13 protein-coding genes are annotated in these 19422 nt (G+C 49.4%); 9 read left to right on the forward strand and 4 right to left on the reverse strand.

Annotated features, from left to right (window positions below; translation table 11 throughout):
• The first annotated feature begins 3 nt into the window (after nucleotides 1-3).
• Both BN2762_RS11795 and BN2762_RS11800 read left to right on the forward strand, forming a co-directional pair.
• Nucleotides 4-1293, forward strand: coding sequence for a galactokinase (locus tag BN2762_RS11795; RefSeq protein ID WP_055107178.1), 1290 nt, complete (start codon nucleotides 4-6; stop codon nucleotides 1291-1293).
• Between the two features lie 281 nt (nucleotides 1294-1574).
• Nucleotides 1575-2513 carry an arabinan endo-1,5-alpha-L-arabinosidase AbnA gene (locus BN2762_RS11800; RefSeq protein WP_055107179.1) on the forward strand — a complete coding sequence of 313 codons (939 nt, stop codon included), beginning with the start codon at nucleotides 1575-1577 and terminating at the stop codon, nucleotides 2511-2513.
• Between the two features lie 800 nt (nucleotides 2514-3313).
• Here the strand turns inward: BN2762_RS11800 and BN2762_RS11805 are convergent.
• Together BN2762_RS11805 and BN2762_RS11810 are read right to left on the reverse strand one after the other, a co-directional pair.
• Nucleotides 3314-5080: a sensor histidine kinase gene (locus BN2762_RS11805; protein ID WP_055107180.1), complete on the reverse strand. Its 1767-nt coding sequence runs from the start codon at nucleotides 5078-5080 to the stop codon at nucleotides 3314-3316.
• 15 nt (nucleotides 5081-5095) lie between these two features.
• Nucleotides 5096-6661: a response regulator transcription factor gene (locus tag BN2762_RS11810; protein WP_055107181.1), complete on the reverse strand. Its 1566-nt coding sequence runs from the start codon at nucleotides 6659-6661 to the stop codon at nucleotides 5096-5098.
• A 277-nt stretch (nucleotides 6662-6938) separates the two neighbouring features.
• Here BN2762_RS11810 and BN2762_RS11815 point away from each other — a divergent pair, with 277 nt between their 5' ends.
• From BN2762_RS11815 to BN2762_RS11825, 3 genes are read left to right on the forward strand one after another with little or no spacing between them, the layout of a single operon-like run.
• Complete coding sequence (locus BN2762_RS11815; protein WP_055107182.1) at nucleotides 6939-8240, forward strand: ABC transporter substrate-binding protein; 1302 nt, start codon at nucleotides 6939-6941, stop codon at nucleotides 8238-8240.
• Between the two features lie 25 nt (nucleotides 8241-8265).
• Nucleotides 8266-9141 (forward strand): carbohydrate ABC transporter permease, encoded by an 876-nt coding sequence (locus BN2762_RS11820; protein ID WP_055107183.1) that lies wholly within the window; start codon nucleotides 8266-8268, stop codon nucleotides 9139-9141.
• Nucleotides 9138-9944: a carbohydrate ABC transporter permease gene (locus BN2762_RS11825; protein WP_055107184.1), complete on the forward strand. Its 807-nt coding sequence runs from the start codon at nucleotides 9138-9140 to the stop codon at nucleotides 9942-9944. Before BN2762_RS11820 ends, BN2762_RS11825 begins: the two co-directional genes overlap by 4 nt.
• A 143-nt stretch (nucleotides 9945-10087) precedes the next feature.
• Here BN2762_RS11825 and BN2762_RS11830 read toward each other — a convergent pair whose 3' ends face one another.
• On the reverse strand, nucleotides 10088-11659 hold the full coding sequence (locus BN2762_RS11830; protein WP_083484909.1) for a response regulator transcription factor: 1572 nt from the start codon (nucleotides 11657-11659) through the stop codon (nucleotides 10088-10090).
• Nucleotides 11613-13385 carry a sensor histidine kinase gene (locus BN2762_RS11835; RefSeq protein ID WP_055107186.1) on the reverse strand — a complete coding sequence of 591 codons (1773 nt, stop codon included), beginning with the start codon at nucleotides 13383-13385 and terminating at the stop codon, nucleotides 11613-11615. Before BN2762_RS11835 ends, BN2762_RS11830 begins: the two co-directional genes overlap by 47 nt.
• A gap of 279 nt (nucleotides 13386-13664) precedes the next feature.
• Here BN2762_RS11835 and BN2762_RS11840 point away from each other — a divergent pair, with 279 nt between their 5' ends.
• The 4 genes from BN2762_RS11840 to BN2762_RS11855 all read left to right on the forward strand — a co-directional run bounded on the left by BN2762_RS11840 (nucleotide 13665) and on the right by BN2762_RS11855 (nucleotide 19414).
• Nucleotides 13665-15023, forward strand: a complete 1359-nt coding sequence (locus tag BN2762_RS11840; RefSeq protein ID WP_055107187.1) for an extracellular solute-binding protein — start codon at nucleotides 13665-13667, stop codon at nucleotides 15021-15023.
• 82 nt (nucleotides 15024-15105) lie between these two features.
• The gene (locus BN2762_RS11845) at nucleotides 15106-15999 is read left to right on the forward strand and encodes a carbohydrate ABC transporter permease (protein WP_055107188.1); all 894 of its coding nucleotides are present in this window, start codon (nucleotides 15106-15108) and stop codon (nucleotides 15997-15999) included.
• A 3-nt stretch (nucleotides 16000-16002) separates the two neighbouring features.
• Nucleotides 16003-16842: a carbohydrate ABC transporter permease gene (locus BN2762_RS11850; protein ID WP_055107189.1), complete on the forward strand. Its 840-nt coding sequence runs from the start codon at nucleotides 16003-16005 to the stop codon at nucleotides 16840-16842.
• Nucleotides 16843-16897: 55 nt separating this feature from the next.
• Nucleotides 16898-19414, forward strand: coding sequence for a glycoside hydrolase family 2 protein (locus tag BN2762_RS11855; RefSeq protein ID WP_055107190.1), 2517 nt, complete (start codon nucleotides 16898-16900; stop codon nucleotides 19412-19414).
• Nucleotides 19415-19422 lie beyond the last annotated feature (8 nt).

The following is a 19422-nucleotide window of genomic DNA, read 5'->3' on the forward strand; positions in this document are numbered from 1 at the left end:
AAGATGCAAAACGCAGAGCAAACGATGGAGAAATTGCAGAGCAGCAAGGGGAAAGCATTACTGTCCAAAATGTACGGCGAAGGACAGCTAGCAGATCAGATTGCCCGTTACCGCTCTTTGGTGCAAACCTATAAGGAGTATTTCGGAGACGGCGAGCTGGCTTTGTTCAGCGCGCCCGGCCGCTGCGAAATTGGCGGGAATCATACGGATCATAACCATGGAAAGGTGCTGGCAGGCAGCATTAATCTCGATACGATTGCCGCTGCCGTGAAGGTGGACGAGCCGGTTATTACGTTCATTTCGGAAGGTTATGAAGGGAAGTTCGAAGTTGATTTGACGCAGCAGGAACCGGTTGCGGACGAGGCCTCAACCTTGTCGCTGGTTCGCGGTATCGTAGCCGGCTTCCAAGAGATGGGCTGTGAGGTCGGCGGATTTAAAGCCTATATTTCGACAACGGTCATTCCCGCGTCCGGCCTAAGCTCCTCGGCTTCGTTCGAGATGCTGATCGGCAGCATTCTGAATACGTTCTATAATGAATCCAAATTGGATGCCGTGGCTTTGTCCAAAATCGGCAAATACGCCGAGAACAAGTACTGGAATAAGCCGTCCGGCCTGCTGGATCAAATGGCCTGCGCGTACGGCGGTTTAATCACGATCGATTTCGCCGATCCTGAGCAGCCTGTCGTTCAGCCTGTAAACTATGATTTCCAAAACAGCGGCTACTCTCTGGTTATCGTCAATACCGGCGGCAACCATGCTGACTTGACAGAAGATTACGCCGCGGTGCCAAATGAGATGCGGGCCGTAGCCAAGGCGCTAGGCACCGAGGTCTGCCGGGATTTGGCACCGGAGGATATTTACCGCAATCTGAATTCCCTCCGCGAACAATGCGGGGATCGGGCGGTGCTGCGGGCGCTGCACTTTTTTGCGGAGAATGACCGGGTAGATGCCCAGGTAGAAGCCTTGCAGGCCGGACAATTGGACAGATTTCTGGAGCTGATCACGGACTCAGGGAACTCCTCCTGGAAATGGCTGCAGAACTGCTACCAGGAGACCGATGTTCGCCATCAAGGGATTACGGTTGCGCTGGCGCTGACGGAATCATATTTGAAATTGATCGGCAAAGGAGCCTGCCGGGTCCATGGCGGCGGGTTCGCCGGAGTGATCCTGGCGATTCTTCCAAATGAAGAGGCGGCCAAGTACGCCGAGTTCATCAAGGACACGATCGGCACCTCGACATTCATTATCAATGTCCGGGAGCAAGGGGCCATTTGTCTGGACTTGGAAGGTTAGTTAGAGTGTATTTTCAGCAACGAGGAAATGAATGCATCATACTCGCAATTTTGTTTCCTGGTGAATAGTAGAACGCGTAATGAGAAGTTTAAATGTTAAGGAAGCAGTTATCTCCCGAAATGGTCAGGGATAGCTGCTTTTTTTTACGAAGACTATTTTATAAAAATATATATTGTTTTAAAATTTTATATTCCAAATTATTTACTTTTCTAGTATATTGTAGTTGAGAGAAAGCGCTATCATTTTTTCTCTTCAAATTCAATAAATTGGAGGAATGTCAAATGCGTTATCGGAAATTGCTTTTATCGGTCATCTGCAGTGTCGTTATCCTGGGATCAGCCGTCGGAACAGCCCTGGCGGCGCATTGGAACTTGACCGGCGATGTCGCCGTTCATGATCCATCCATCATCAAGGAAGGATCGGCCTGGTACACGTTCTCGACGGGACAGGGCATCCAAGTACTGAGGTCGGATAACGGCACCAATTGGTACCGTGTTCCCCAAATTTTCCTGAGCCCGCCTTCCTGGTGGAAAACCTATGTGCCGAATATGACCACAAACGATGTGTGGGCACCGGATGTTCAGCTGTACAATGGCCGGGTTTGGCTATATTACTCGATCTCCACCTTCGGCAAGAACACCTCAGCGATCGGCCTCGCTTCAGCGGCGAGTGTAGGCGCGGGCAGCTGGCGGGATGACGGGCTGGTCATTAAATCAGACGCTTCGGTGGACTATAACGCGATTGACCCGAATCTTGTCATTGACGCCTCCGGCAATCCTTGGCTGGCCTTCGGCTCCTGGTTCAGCGGCATCAAAATCACGAAGCTGGACAAAACGACGATGAAGCCGACAGGCAGTCTCTATTCGATCGCTAAGCGAAGCAACGGCATCGAGGGCGTGTCCATCGTTTACCGCAACGGCTATTATTACATGTTCGCTTCCATTGATAATTGCTGCCAGGGATCGAACAGCAACTATAAAATCGTCGTCGGAAGATCGGCGAGTATCACCGGGCCTTATAAGGATAAGAGCGGGGTGGACATGATGAACGGCGGGGGAACGGTATTCGATGCAGGTAATACACGCTGGGCCGGCCCAGGCGGTCAGCATGTGTACAATAACGTCATCGCAAGACATGCCTATGACCGGAACGACAACGGCAACCCAAAGCTGCTTATCAGTGATTTGAACTGGGATTCCAGCGGCTGGCCGACGTATTAAGGCAGAGGTTTATCCATCGTGTATTGTCTGGGTGTGAGGGGATTTATTTTATAAAAACCTGAAATAAACGAATTTTCAGTCGATTTAATTTCTAAGCTAACCCGCAATGGATATTTGAAGGTGTTAACCTATAACAACGCTAAAGAAGCTAAAAATGACTAAACAATTATTTGAATAGTTCAATTTATATAATTGGATTATTAGTAGTTAATTTCTGCGGCAAGAAAGGGAGGGCGGATTTAAATGTATTTCATGTCATTAAAAGAAGGGGGATTGCCTATCATATGCTCGATTCTTGATTTTAGTTGCATTAAATCCATTTAGTCCCTTGAAATGTTCGTTTAGGGCTTAATTAGATACATGAATTCCAGTTACGATACAGCCTAGCGTTATAGATCTTAGTGTGCTTTTAGTGTACGCTACAGTCTAGTGTATAGACCTCAGGCGTGCGTCGTAGTAGTATGCGACCATCCTAGTGTGTAGATCTTAGTGTGCGCCTTAGTACACGATACAAGCTTAGTGGTGCGCAGCTTATATAAAATGAACTAAAGAATGGGTTGCAGGCAAGGGAGAACAATGAATCCGCAAAAACGAAGCAGCTTTCTGAGAAGAAAGCTGCTTCGGGAACATAAGCTCAGGGTCGCCTTTGGGACAGAAATTTGCCTCTTATGAACGCAATTTCATCCAAAAAATCTGAGAGCAGCACGATTATAGGAACATTTCGTATTTGCCCGCATTCATTCCAACAGTTCATCTTAAACAAGCGGCTTTTATGCCGCTGTATTTTTTTCTGTTTGTCTTTAATTATTCATCTGCTCTACAGATTGCGTAACCGGCAGCGTAATCTTGATTGCCGTTCCGTAGCCTGCTTCGCTTTCGATTTGGACGCCGTAATCGGCGCCGAACAACAATTGAATCCTTGCATGTACATTGTTGACCCCGATCCCGGACAAGTGGTGTTTTTTCTTCTCATTGATCTGCTCCACCGTTGAGGACATGCCGATCCCGTCATCCATAATCTCGATCATGAGCCTCTCCTCCAGCCTGCGGATAAATATGTGAATATTTCCGCTCGCGGTTCCCGGAAAGGCATGGAAGAACGCGTTCTCCACAAAGGGTTGAATGATCAGCTTTGGAACGAGCAGTTGAGAGCAGTCCTCCGCAATCTCGTAATGAACCCCGATCTGCTCGCCGTATCTGATCCGGTTAATGAATACATAGTGCTTTAGCGTCTCGATTTCTGTTTCTACCGTAACCATATCCTCGGTTGAACCCAAGGTGCTCTGCAGCATGGAGATCAGACTGTCGATCGTTTGGTCCACCTCGTCCGTACGATGCATTTTTGCCAAATATTTGATCGAGCTAAGCGTGTTGTAAAGAAAATGCGGGTTAATTTGCATCTGCAGCGCATTGAGGTCGGCCTTTCTGCGCTCCTGCTGCTCGTACACCAGCTTATCCGTATATTGATCGATTTCGCGGATCATCCGATTGTACGCTTTGGTCAACACATTCGTCTCGTAGCTGTCGCCTTCCTTCAGGGGATGAAATTTCAGATTATCCCCTTTACTCGTCTGCATCGTCTTCACGAGCTGGCTGAGGGGGCGGGTAATCCGCCGGCTTAAGGAGTAGACGAACGGCATGGTGACAAGCAGTACAACGCTGATGACCGTGAGGATCTCGGTGGAAATGCGGTATAAGGGTGCGAAGGCCGTTAACTGATCGATCTCTTCAAGCAAATAGGCATTGAATTCCGGCAGATAATAGGAAATATAGGTCTGCTTGTCTTCCGAATCCGACCATACGCCGCCCTGCTCGGATACGTGGCCGGCCAGGGACAGCAGGGCCGTGTCCTTCTTACTGATGGAATCCTTCCGGCTGCTCGACAGGATCGTGCCATCCGAGGAGATTAGGGAAATATGGATGCCTTCGGAAATGTAGGGACTGTATTTGCGATAAATGTTCTGCTCGTCCATCACGACGGCGGCATACCCGTACATCCAGCCTGTGCTGCTGTGGACAAGAGGCTTGGTCGCAAAAATATAGTTGTCGTAAGGCACGGTCTCTACGAATAAATCCGGGCTGCTGTTGTAGCGGATACGGTTAGGGATTTTACCGTCCTCGGTCATATAGGTCGAGACGATATCCTGGGGGATTTTGTCCCATTTCAGAGCGTTGCTCGAGTAGTGGCGGCCGCCCAGCCCCGGCAGCGCCGATACGATAATATGCGATTTCTCCGGGCTTAAATAATCCTTGTACAGGTCGATGTACCTGCCCAAGGTCATCACCAGATTGATTTGCTCCTGCGGTGTATTGGCCGGCTTCGTAATATAGTTCCTGAATTCACTGCTGCTGTTAATTTGCAGCATCGTATTGACGACTTGATCGTTATAATTCAGCAGCTCGCCCTTCACGTGATTCATGTTGGCGGAGGCGTTCTTGACGACCTGGTTCAGCAGAATCCGCTCCGAGATCGTAGAGGATGCCAGCGTCAGCAGCAAGGAGATAATAAGAATGCCCGAGAGCATCAGGATGAGAATTTTAATAAAGATGCTGTTCTTTCGAAGCACGTATAACACCTGTCTTCATTGAGAGATTTGATGGCGATATTCAACGGGCGTCATCCCGGTCATTTTCTTGAACACTTTCGAGAAATAATTATGATCCGAGAAGCCCGTCAATCGGCTGATTTCGGACACCGACAGCTTGTGATCAAGCAGCAGCTCCTTGGCCTTGTCCGTCCGTACCCTGTTGATGTACGAAGTCAGATTCTCGCCCGTGCGCTGTTTGAAATAGGAGGACAGATAGCTATAATTCAAATGCAGGCTGTCGGCCATTTCCGATAGCGATATTTCATTGGCATAGTTCTTGTGGACGTATGCGTAAATTTGCTGGAGAATCGGCGATTGCTGCTGTTCCGCACCGGGGAGGATCTCCCTCAGATTCTGCAGAAATTGCAGCATGATGCCTTTAAGCTCCTCGATATCATAGGCTAAATCAATTTTCTTGAACAGCTTCAGCTTGGACGAGCTCAGCTCGGTCACAGGCAGCTTCAACTGCTCGAGCGTGCTCATGATTGTATAAATGAGATTCTGGCAGAGGCGCTTTAAGCTGTATTCGTCATAGGCCATGACGGCGGTGTTTTCGGAGAAAAGCGTTTCCAATTGCGCTCCAGCCTCATCGATGGAGAAGCTGCGCAGCGCTGCCGTAAAATGCTCCTGGTTAAAGTCCGCCTTCTCGCTCTGTATCGTGATATCGTCCTCGTGAACCAGCGTTTGACCCGTAAAATATAAAAGCTTTCCGAGATAGGGAGTCAGCCTTATATGCTCTTCCTTCGTCTGTTGAAGCTTCCTGAAGACATTGGAGAGTACGAATGTGATGTAGGATAGAGCGGCTGAAGCCCCGTCCGCAAATCGCTTCAGGGCGGATAGAACCTCGACGGACCGATTGGATTCATAGTTGACGAGCAGAAGGCACTCATTCTTTAGAAAAACGAGAGCATAGTTCAATTCGCGCAGATGCTCAGACGCAAGCCCGAGCAGTATTTGCTCCAATTGGCTCTGGGTGTAGCTGGTTCTCATGAGCAGAAGTCCTGTGCTCGCCTTGGCGACCACGAAGAGCTCGTCTTCGAAGCGCTGAACCAACTCCTGAGGCGCGGCCTCATTTCGTTTGTCTTCTTCTATATGGCTGCTGCCCAGCCATTGTCCGAGCAGCAGGGCAGGATCATTGTTAACGGTAAGGGGATTCTGCCCGCTCAAATCGATGCCGCTGCACAGCGACTGGATTAAGGAGATCAATTCGCCTGCGGCGACTTTAGGCTTAAGCAAATAGTCGGTGACCCCGTATTTGAATACCTCGCGTACATAATTGAATTCGCTGTAGCTACTCAGCACGACGATTTTGATGTCAGGGTGCTCCTTGCCCATGATTTTGGCGAACTCGACCCCGTCCATGATCGGCATGACAATATCGGTAATTACCACATGGGGATGAACGATGTCTATATACTGCAGCGCTTCCAGGCCGTTCGAGGCCTGAGCAACGATTTCAATTCCATAGACGCTCCAATCGCACAGGTGCACCATGCCCGTTCGCAGAATCGCTTCATCATCCACGATCATAACCCGATAGTTAGCGGAGCGTTCTTCCATGTCTACACCTCACCTGTTAAGTTATTAAGTCTTTTGTCCTCATCATATACCAAACCCTGCGATAAAGGTATGATTGGACGGGGCCCAGCCTAAAAACACAAAATAATTGCTAGCCTCAATAATTTTTACTAGGAAATTGATGGGAGCAGGCCAGAGAGCAATAATTACTGCTAACATAGAGCTAAATTTGATTATACTTCGGATTTTTATTTTTCTAAAATAGATAACGAATTACATGAAACGCTTACAAAAAACACATCAAAAGGGGTTGTAAAGATTGAAAAAGTGGTTATCTATGCTGCTGCTGGTTTCCATGACGGCATCATTGCTAGCGGCGTGCGGTTCTTCGAATACGGCAGAGAAGGGCAGCAATAAAGAAGAAAGCGCCGGAACGAAGAAGGTCGTTGCCTGGGCGTGGGATCCGTCCTTTAACGGAGCTGCGCTCAAAATTGCCGAGGATTTGTACAAGAAGGAGCATCCGGATTTCCAACTGGAAATCATCGATATGGCGAAGACGGATCTGGAGCAAAAGCTGAACACGAACCTGGCTGCAGGCGTCAAAGACGGGCTGCCGGATATCATTCTGGTGAACGATCCGAACATTCAAAAATACGTAACCGCTTATCCGGGAACGTTCGCTGATTTTAAAGAAAAGGTAGACTTTACACAATTTTCTCCTTATAAGGTAGATGCGCTGCGGATCGACGATAAGATTTACGGCGTTCCGTTCGACATCGGCGTAACGGGCATGTTCTACCGCGTCGATTATTTGGAGGAAGCCGGCTATAAGGCCGAGGACCTCGAGAACATTACTTGGGATGAATATATTGAAATCGGTAAAGTTGTCAAAGAAAAAACAGGCAAATACATGGCGACCATCAATCCGAACGATGAAGCCTTGACTTCGATCCTGCTTCAATCCGCCGGCTCCTGGTACATTACGCCGGATAACAAAGGAAATTTCGTAGACAATCCGGCCATGACCGAGACGCTTCGCGTATACAAAGCGATCGCGGATTCCGGGATCGCCAAGCCGGTGACGGGCTGGAGCGAATTCGTAGGCAGCTTCAATACCGGCGACGTAGCTACCGTCGTATCCGGGGTATGGCAAATCGCTTCCATCATGGATGCCCAGGATCAAAGCGGCAAATGGAGAGTCGCACCGATTCCTAGATTGAATGTGGAAGGCGGCGTAAATGCCTCCAACGAGGGCGGGTCCAGCTGGTTCGTGCTTGAAGGCTCGGCCAATAAAGATTTGGCGATTGATTTCCTAGCCTCCACAATGGGCAGCAGTACGGAATTTTATGAGCGCTTCCTGACGGAAAACGGAGGAGTCGGCTCCTTTATCCCAGCCTTCTCCAGCGAAGTATACAATCAGAAACCAGAGTTCTTCGGAGGTCAGGCGATTTATAGCGATTTCACAAGATGGTCTACCGAGGTTCCGGGTATTTCCTTGGGAATGTACACGCAAGAGGCAAAGGATGCACTGAAGAACGAGCTGCCTAACATTTTGAACGGTGCGGATTTGACCCAAAGCTTGGCTAACATTCAGAAACACTTTGAACAGCAGGTGCAATAAAAACTAAGTTAGCGGGTGGTAATCTATGGGCAGTAAATGGAATAAATCTTCTTTGATGGGATGGCAGTTTGTGCTGCTGCCTTCAGCGCTGATTCTTCTGTTCAGCTTCTATCCCATGCTGCAATCCTTGCTCTTGTCGTTTCAGTCCGGCAAAGGAACGGTATATCAGTATGCAGGATTGGCCAACTATTCACGCTTGTTCTCTGATCCAATGTTCAAGCAAGCGGTGTTGAACACATTGCTGTACCTTGTTGTCCAGGTACCGGTTATGCTGATGCTCGGGCTGGTGATCGCTTACTTCCTGAACATGCCGAAGCTTCGCTTCAAAGGGTTTTATCGTACGGCCATATTTCTGCCCTGCGTAACATCGCTGGTATCTTATGCGGTGCTGTTCAAGAGTATTTTTGCTGTCGACGGCATCCTGAACCGGATGCTGATGTCCATCCGCGTGATCCAGGAGCCCATTGCCTGGCTCATGGATCCGGTATGGGCGAAGGTAGTCATTATAGCGGCGATTACCTGGCGCTGGACGGGTTATAACATGATTTTCTATCTGTCGGCAATGCAGAATATCGATCCGAGCGTCTATGAGGCGGCCTCGATCGATGGCGCTTCGAAGACGCGGCAATTTTTCAGCATTACCGTACCGATGCTCAAGCCGATCATTCTGTTTACGGCGATAATTTCGACGAATGGTACTTTGCAATTGTTCGATGAGGTCGTCAACATTACGAACGGCGGTCCGGGCAATTCGACGATGACGATTTCCCAGTATATCTATAACCTGTCTTTCGTCTATACGCCTAACTTCGGTTACGCGGCTACGGTATCGTATGCCATCGTAGTTATGGTCGCCGTGCTGGCCTTCCTTCAGCTTAAGGTCGGAGGTGAGAAGCAATGAGGAAATTAAGCTCGCTGGGCATTCATTTGTTCCTGATTATCGCATCCGTCGTTTCTCTGTTTCCCTTCGTCTGGATGCTGATCGGGATGACCAACACATCCTCGGATATCGTGAAGGGCAAGTTCAGCTTCGGTTCGATGCTGCAGAGCAATGTTACCAAATTGCTGGATATGACGAATCTAGGTGCGGCTTTTTGGAACTCAACGCTGATTGCGATCATCGGCACGATCGGTACGCTGGTGTTGAGCTCCATGGCCGGATACGGGTTTGAGATTTATCGTTCCAAGGGCAAGGACAGGCTGTTCGGACTGCTCATGCTCTCCATGATGATGCCGTTCGCGGCTGTCATGATTCCGCTGTTCCGCATGTTCAGCAACATGGGCATGCTGAATACGCCGACCGCGGTCATCCTGCCTTCGATTACGACGGCATTTATGATCTTCTTCTTCATGCAGAATACGAAGTCGTTTCCGCGGGAGCTGCTGCAGGCCGGGCGGGTCGACGGATTAGGCGAGTGGCGCTTGTTCGCCCAGGTCTACGTTCCAACGATGAAGCCGACCTATGCGGCCGCAGCGATCATTACGTTCATGAACTACTGGAACAGCTTCCTGTGGCCGTTGATCGCCTTGCAGACGCAGGACAAGAAGACGCTGCCGCTGATCGTATCGTCGCTGGCCTCCTCCTATAATCCGGACTACGGAATTATTATGGTGGCCATCGTGATTACGACGCTGCCGACGGTGCTGATTTTCTTCCTGCTGCAGAAGCAATTCGTGCAGGGTATGCTGGGTTCGGTGAAATAGCAGACGAAGTAAAGAAACAAAAGGAGTTCGTTCATCCAGTATCAAAAAAAACAGGACTTTCCCATCCGTCGTGATCGACGGCAGGAAGTCCTGTTTTTGCCATTAAAGTGTTCTAACTTTGATATAAGAACATGAACATGACTCTAACGATGAAGCATCGGGCTGTTCAGCACTTTATATTCCTTCGCGCTGACTCCGCATAATTTGCTGAAATAGGCGGAGAAATACTTGTAGTCCTTGTACCCTACCAATTCGGCGATTTCATAGTATTTCAAATCACTGTTTAGAATAAGCTCCTTCGCCTTTTCGATGCGAATGCGATTCACCCACTCTTTAAAGGAATAACCGGTTTCACTTTTGAAGATTCTGCTCAAATAACCGGTGGAAATGTAAACGGCCTTGGCAACATCGGTCAGCTTGAGATCCTTGTTATAATTCTGGCTGATATAATCCAGTGCGGCTGCAAACTGCACATTTTTATAATCCGTCTCCAGGTTTGGCTTGGCCAGGCTCAGCATCAGCTCAATCACTTCCTCGGGCGTTTCCGTTTCAGCAACAATTTCCGCCGTTCTACGGGCGTCGTTTTGCCTTTCCATCACAGCCTCCATCAGCACGATGATCCGGTTCACCGATTCCAGAAAGCACGACCGTGAGACGGTATTTTGACGCATAAACTCAGCGTATTCCTGGATAGCTTGTTCAATATGGGCAGCATTTCTGGACAATACCGCGGAGATGACCTTGCTCTCGCTATCCTGTATCTCACTTGGTCCGATGCTAGGAAATATATCTGTTGGGGCAACCTCCGTATATTGCCGCTCCATGTTCCAGAAGCAGGCATCCAGTGCCCTATCCAGAAGCGCATAAGCGCAGGAGAACTCCTCGAGCGAATCGATCCGGTTCATTAACACCATACTGTTGCCGAAAATATAAGGCTTGAGATTGGCCAGTGTCTTGTCCATAACCTCCTCCGAAACACCCTGCGCACCAACATTCAATACCGTTACGAGCTTGCCGTCATCCATGAAAAATACAAAGGGCTCGAGCTCCTGAAAAGCCTGCACAAAATGGTTGTACACCGGCCAGTCGTCGTTTGCAACACAGCGGGCGAGCAGCATCGAATAGCAGGGGCCCGGCAGCGGCATATCCAGCTTTTCGGCCTTTTTCTGAAACGTGTTCAACGGAATTTCGTTTTTTAAAAATTTCGCAAACAAGGCCGATTTAATCAAATGCTGGTTTTCCTTATAGATCGTCTGCATCAGCGTCTGACGTCCATAGGCGGCATTTTCTTCCGAAATAGCATCCTTTGCCCGGAGGGCCGCCTCCAATATTTTGCCGGAATCGGCATTTTTCAGAACGAAGGAGCTGACCTTCACTTCAATTGCGCGAGTAAAGTTCTCGGTATTGCCATACGCAGAGAGAATAATCACCTTCGTGCGCGGCAAATATTCATTTAATTTTCTCGCTAGCTCAATTCCGCTCATGATCGGCATCTGGATGTCTGCAAAAACGATATCAGGGGAGAGCTGAATGGCCAGCTTCAGGCCATCTTCTCCGTTAGCCGCCTCTCCGACAATTTCCATCCCATGCTTTTCCCACGGAATCGTATAGCGAATTCCCTGACGGATAAATGCCTCGTCGTCAACGAGCAGGATTTTTATCATGTCTTCAGCCCCTTTGTTTTTCATTGTTGTCGTCCGAAAGCGAAATTTCACGGGAATCGGCCTCTTTATTCCTCAGCTTTTGCGTAATTTGAAAGACGCTGAATCCGTCACGCAAAAAACAACCAAGATGAAAGCCCTTTCCATTCTTCAGAGCGATCCGCTCCTTAATGTTCCGTAGAGCAAAGCCCCGCATGCCGCTGCCCTCTTCCTCCAGCAGGCGGTTAATTTCAGTGACGTCCACCGGGGTACCATTGTTCATGACCTCGTAAACGAGTGAATTCTCATTTTCGTAAATTTGAACCTTTACGATGCCATGGGTGCTGTTCTTCAGACCATGAAGAAGTGCGTTTTCGACCAGCGGCTGCAGCAGAAGGCGCAGGACGTAATAAGACTTCAAATGCTCCGGACAATCGATGTCGAACACGAACTGGTCGCCGTAGCGGATTCGTTGGATATGGATGTAGCAGCTTAGATGCTCCAGCTCCTCCGCCAGCGTCACCATGTCACTGTTGTTGGGGGAGAGCGTCATGCGCATCATTTTCGACATATTTGAAACCATCGAGCTGACATTTTTGGTATCGCCCATCTCCGACATCCAGTAGATCGTATCCAGCGTGTTATATAAAAAATGGGGGTTGATCTGTGTTTGCAGGGCGCTTAGCTGAGCTTGCTGTAATTTCAAATTCCCCATGTAGACTTCTTTATATAGAAAGTCCAGCCGCCGCGCCATACGGTTGAAATTGTTGGCCAGCACCGCGATTTCATCATTTCTCTTCACGTCGATGCGCACGGAGAAATCCTCATTGGAGATCGACTTCATGCGCTTGCCTAGCTTGACGAGCGGAGCCGTGATAATCTGGGAAAAAGTGAAGGACAATAGCAGCGTAAACAGGAGCACAAGCACCACCGTCAGCGATAGGCCCTTAAGAAGCGTTTCCTTAATAATCGTTAAAATATTCGGTTTTACAATGCTGTATAAAACGAATGGAGTTCGTTCTATTTTATGGGCGGAAATGAAGTATTGCCCGTTGATCTGCGTATTGGCCGAGCTGGAAGCCAACTGGAGAAGATGCGGATAGGAAATGTCCCCCTTCAGATTGGCGTAGCTTTGGCCGGAGCTCGTATCCACAAGGAGCTTGTTATTCTCATCAATGATAAAATAGGAGACCTCGTGGTTGATCCGGTCCGACATCAGAGTATCAATAAGCTGCTTCCGGCTCATGGCGATTTTGATAAAGCCGAGCTCCTCGGACAAATTGCTCGGATTCCTTAGCATTCGGGTTAGAGTAATATGGCTGTATGCTTCTTTTGGCGTATCCTGCAGGCTGGAAACGTCGCGATAATCCCAATAGGGTCTCGATTCCCCGGCTCGCGCAGCTTCCAGATCTTCCTTCGATATTTTTAACGAAATGCCTACATTAATAGAGGCTTGATCCCGCGAAAGGAGAGAAATGCCGCGAATGCCGTTGGAGAAACCGTAGGGCATAGACAGCAGGATGCTATTGGCGTTGCTGGTCAGCGTGAAATAGTTCTCATCATCCTTCGGCTTGCTCAAGAAGGCTCTCAGATTCGTTTCCATTAATGGATAGGTCGTAAGATCCAGCGCGTCGGTAAAAAACTGATCTGCGCTTTTGCCAATTCCATGGATATGGTTCGAAAAAAGCGCTTGCAAATCTTTTTTGGTGCTCTCATAAAAAATGCTGATGGCTACGGAATAAATCGTAAGAATCGGGATCATCACGAGGCAGATGAAGAACAGCATAAGCTTTTTACGCATAGTCACAGGGCGCACACTCCCCCTTGTTGTTATGAATTTATTCTGTCATTGCGCCGGACAGGTGTCAATTGTCCTATGCTAATTTAATGAGAAGGTCATTTTTTGCGATAAATATCAAATTTTAAGGATATCGTTCGCAACAAGGAAAGAGGTCGACCCCATTTTTCTTTAGATAATGACAAAATACGAGGATAATGAAGACAAGAAAGCGGATACAAAATGAGTCCCACGTCTTCTATAGTTAGGTTATGAAATCAAATATACATTTGGAGGGGCAACATGAAAAAGAAAAAGATCATTCAAATCATCTCATTTCTGGCAGCTCTCTCGCTAATCCTTTCTGCCTGTGGCGGCGGCGGAAGCGGCAATGGCGGAACTTCCTCCGGCAACTCCGGGGCAAGCGGGGCAAAGGGCGAACAGATTCAATTGACCTTCTCGCACTATTATTTGGAGGAGGAGCGTCCCACAAGCGCAGAAATGGACAGCTATATGACACTGGTTGAAGAGTGGGAAGCGAACAATCCGAATGTCAATCTGGTACAGTCGGTCATGTCGCAGGCGGATTATTCGACGAAAATCCAGGCGCAGGCCGCCGTCAACGAAATCCCGGACATCTTCTTCTTAAAAGGTTCCTGGGTAAGCAATTTTGCAAACAACGACCTGCTGATGCCGATCAACGACTACCTTGATCAATATGAGCACAAGGACAAGTTCCGCAAAGGCGTGTTTGATGCAGCTACGCGGGACGGCAACATTTACGGGATTCCGAATCAGCTATCGATTACCTCGGTTGTTTTTTATAACGAACAAATGTGGAAAGAAATCGGCTATGACCGTTTTCCAGATAATTGGGAAGACATTTACAAGGCCGCAGAGAAATTTAATGAAAAGGGAATCTCCGCTATCGCACTGGGCAACAAGGACAAATGGCCGGCCGAATCCAGCATCCTATCGACCATGGGCGACCGTTTCACAGGCACCGATTGGACGAATTCGATTATAGCCCGTGACGGCAGCGCGAAATTTACCGACCCTGAGTTTGTAAGCGCACTCGATCAGATGCAGAGCATTGCCGCCAACAAAGTGTTTAACCCTGATTTCAATATCATCTCGAATGCACAGGCTGAGGAATATTACGCACAGGGCAAGGCGGCGGCTACCATTGACGGCCATTGGGCGCTTAGCTACCTGCTGTCCAATGCCTCGGAGGAAGTGCTAAGCCAGACCAAGGTTGCGATTCTGCCGCCCGTGGATGGTGGAAAAGGCGATAACAACACGATCTCCGGCGGTGCCGGCTGGTATGTGGCGCTCAACAAAAATCTGGAAGGCGCGAAGCTCGATGCAGCTATGGATTTCCTGTTCAGCACGGCGGGTTATGACTTTTCCAGAGTTTATGCCGAAAAATACGGCATGACCGGCCCAAGCCTGATTGAAGGCACCGATTTGACGCAGTTTCCGCAATTGACACAGGATTTTGCCGCATTGACCGGCTCCCTGACGTTTACGCCGATCTACGACATGCTGATGGAAGGCTCCATTATCGAAAGCATGAATACGGGTCTGCAGGAAGTGCTGAACGGTACGAAAACAGGCCAGGAGCTGGCCGCGCAGCTTCAGTCCGGGCAGGACAGCCTGTAACCGCCGCGATGGTTCAAGCTGCTGGCACCGCTCGCGTGCCGGCAGCTTGCATCCATTCGTTAATTAAGGAGGAAGCAGCTACATGAACCAGGCAATTCGTCCGTCAAGGAAGGCTTTCATATTGTACATGCTGCCGGGCTTTATCCTGTACACCTTTATCGTATTTGTTCCGATCGTCCTGGCCTTTTATTACGGGTTCTTTGACTGGTCGGGCGGGACGAAGATGAATTATATCGGTTTGGATAATTTTATAGCGCTGGCTAAGGACGACATTTTCATCCAATCTTTTGTCAACAACATTTATCTTACGGTGCTGTGCATCGTCGGACAAATCGGCTTCGCCTTCTTGTTCGCCATACTGCTGAATACAAGAGGCGTCAGATTCAAGGCCTTTCACAGAACGATGTCTTACTTTCCGTCGGTATTATCGGCGGTCGTGATCGGCTTTATTTGGACGATGCTCTATGACTACAACTATGGCTTAATCAATATTTTTCTTAAGCAAATCGGAAAAGCGGAATGGATTCAGCCCTGGCTGAACAATGAGAGTCTTGCGCTGACCCTGGTTGCGATTCCATTGATTTGGCAATATATCGGATATTACATGATTATCATCCTCTCCGCTCTAGCTTCCATTGACCCGCAGGTGCTGGAAATGGCGGAGATCGACGGGGCGAACGGCTGGAAGAAGGCGATCCACATCACTTTGCCTCTCGTAAAGAACACGCTGATCGTCTGCGTAACGCTCTGTATCGCGGGGACGATGAAGGTCTTTGACCACATCTATGTGATGACCGGCGGAGGGCCGGGGACTTCAAGCAACGTGATGGCGTTAAACGCTTATAAGACGTCCTTCCTCAGCTATAAGATGGGTTACGGCAGCGCGATGTCGATCGGCATCCTGATTCTGAGCCTGATATTTATCGCCGGAACGAGATGGCTGCTGTTGAGCTTTACGAAGGACAAGGAGGTGTGAGTGATGGGGGAGAGCAGTAAACGCCGTTTTTTGTCCGGGCTGGTTCCTAATCTGGTTTTGGCCGTTTTCTCCATAACCTGCATATTTCCGGCGATATGGCTATTCTATTCTTCGCTTAAAGGGAAGGCCGAGTTCTACGCCAATCCGATTTCATTGCCGCACAGCCCGAACTTTCAGCAATATATTGCGATTCTGACTAAAAGCAAAATTCTGCTGTGGATGGGCAACACCATCCGGAATAGCGTGCTGTCGCTCGCGATTATCCTGATTCTTGGCTTTATTGTCGGTTACTTTCTTTCCCGCTTCCGGTTTAAAGGGAAAAATGCGCTTTACAACTACTACCTGCTCGGGATGCTGGTTCCGATTCATGCTTTAATGGTGCCGATGTACGTGCTGTTTACGAAAACCGGGATGGGCGATCAATGGTACACGCTGATTCTACCGTATGCGGCCTTCGGTTTGCCGATTTCGATTTTCCTGGTAGAGAGCTATGTGCGAAGCATTCCCATTGAAGTAGAGGAGGCTGCGAATATCGATGGCTGCAGCTTCCATCGCACTCTGTTCCGCATCGTGCTTCCAATGTGCCAGCCGATCCTTGTTACCGTCGGCATCATTCAATTTTTTATCGTATGGAATGAATTTACGTTTGCGTTGATCCTGATCAGCAAGGAAACCCTGATGACCGTGCCTGTCGGCATCACGCTGTTCAAAGGACAGTTCGTTACCGATTATCCGAAAATGATGGCCTCAATGCTGATCGCTATTTTTCCCGCTATGGCACTATATTTCGCGTTCTCCAAGCAGATCATCAAGGGCATGGTCGCCGGTTCGGTCAAGGGTTGATTCGCACCAATGAAACAGGAATGACAACAATTACACATCAAGGATGGGGAGACTTATGAAAAGATTTGATTTAAACGACGCATGGCTTCTGCATGAGGCGCCGCTGCACTGGGGCAAAGACAGCCTGGCGGCTGTAAAAGCTTTGAAGGAAGGCTGGTATCCTTGCTCGCTTCCAACCGATGTTCGCATACCTCTGATCGAGAATGGCATAATTCAGGAGCCGCTGGAGTCCGATCATGCGCTCGCCAGCGAATGGATCGAACAGCGTTCCTGGTGGTACACCAAGGAATTCGACGGCGCGGGTATCGATTTTGACAGTGACATTATTGAGCTAGTCATTGAAACGATCGACACGAACAGCGATATTTTCGTCAACGATCAATATGTCGGCAGCCATCGCAACGTGCATTATCCGTTCGTCCGCAACATCAAGGATGTTCTGACTCCCGGGAAAAACACGCTTACGGTGCGCGTCACTACCGGGCTGGAGGACGTTACCGACAACGATTTGTCGGAGCTCAACTGGGCGACCTGCCGTGAATACGATAACGGCGGCAAAGACCGCGGCGACTATCGCCGTTCCTACGTAAGACGTCCGCAATATACAGTGGGCTGGGACTGGGGGCCGCGCGTTGTCACCTGCGGGCTTGGCGGAAATGCATACCTGCGCTGCGAGAAAGAGATCGCGGTTCGCGAGGTGAAGCTCGTAACCGTTAGCGCAGCTCAGACAGCTCGGCTGAAAGCGACGGTCAACATCGAGAACCTGGACATCATCGGGACGATAAACTGCGATCTGCAGATCGACATTTCCTATGACGGACAATCCTGTGTGACGAAGAAGCTCGAGAACCTGCTTCTGACCTCCGGCACGAACTATTTTGACGTGGATCTCGAGGTGGAGAATGCCCGGCTGTGGTGGCCTGCGGGACATGGCGATCATCCGCTGTACGATGTGCGGGTATCTGCAGCGAGCGCAAATGCGAAGACCGAATATCCCGCATTTCAATTCGGCATCCGGACGGTCGAGCTGGATACGTCCATCTTGCGCGGCGAAGAACGCAATTTCCGGCTGATCGTCAACGGCGTTCCTATTTTCAGCAAAGGGGGCAACTGGGTTCCAGCCGATTTCATCCATGCGCGTGTTACTGACGAGAAGTATGAGACCTTGATCCGCGAGGCGGTGGAGGCGAATTTCAACATGCTGCGCGTCTGGGGCGGCGGGCTGTTCGAGCGGGATATTTTCTACGATTTGTGCGACCGGAACGGTCTGCTGGTGTGGCAGGATTTCATGATGGCCTGCTCCACTTATCCTGACCACAAACGGGAGTTCCGCGATGAGATGCGGGCCGAGATGGACTATCAGACCAAGCGCCTGCGCAACCGGGCATCCATTGCCTTGTTCTGCGGAACTAACGAAGTCCACTGGATCTTTAACAAATATGACAATCCGCGATGGCAGATCGAGTTCAAGCATGAGAAGCAGTACGGCTTATATATTGCGAATATTCTCGCGAAAGAGATCATGTACAACAACTGCTCCCATATACCTTACTGGAACAGCTCGCCGTACGGCGGGGCGCTTCCGAACGACGATACGGTCGGCGATGTCCATCGCTGGCATAACGCCTTCATGAGCCTTAATATGGACGAGCGCATCGAGCCGATGGACTTCGATACGGTGAACTCCAAATTCGTGAGCGAATACGGCTTCGTCGGCCCTTGTTCTTTGGAGAGTACGAAGAAGTATTTGGGCGGGGAAGAAATCGACTTCGACAGCGAAGTATGGCAAATGCACTGCAACGTGTTTGAAAAAGGAACCGTCGTCACGGGCATCGCTAAAAACTACCTTGACCGCATCGACAATTTATCCATCGAGGACTATCTGCTGTACGGCGGCATGGTGCACTCGCTCATGCTGGAGTATTCGCTGGAAGCGATCCGATTCAAGGAGGATTGCGGCGGCGCGCTGTTCTGGATGTACAACGATGCCTGGGGCGAGGTCGGCTGGACGATTATCGATTATTATCTGAGCCGCAAAATCCCGTACTACGGCGTAAAACGCGCTCTGGCCCATACGAAGCTGTCGATGCGCGTGGTGGACGGAAACGTCGTAGTTCAGGGGATGAATGATACGGCAGAGAAGGTGAGTTTTCAGGCGGAATACGGCTATATTTCGTTCGACGGAACAGTTCGGCAGACGAGAACGCTGGAGATTTCCCTTGAGCCGCACAGCCGGGTTTACCTGCTTACGGAGAAGCTGCCGGATCAGGACTACACCAAAGGCAGCATGATGCTGATTCCAGATTCAGAGACTGTGAACTCCATATCCCTGCGGACAGGCGATATGAAGACGATGGTATTCGATCCATCGCCGGTGGAAATCGTCAGCGATGAGCAGATCGGACCGGATCGCAAAATTACGCTGACCAGCAAAGGGTATGCGCACGGTGTATATGTTGCGGGCGGTTATGACTGCTCCGACCTCTACTTTGATCTGCTGCCGGGTGAGGTGAAGACGATTACCGTCTATTCCGCAGGCAGCGAAGCGCTAAAATTTGCTTCGGTCAGATAAACATTAGT

The organism is Paenibacillus ihumii (assembly GCF_001403875.1).
In the GTDB taxonomy this organism is placed as follows: Bacteria; Bacillota; Bacilli; order Paenibacillales; family Paenibacillaceae; genus Fontibacillus; species Fontibacillus ihumii.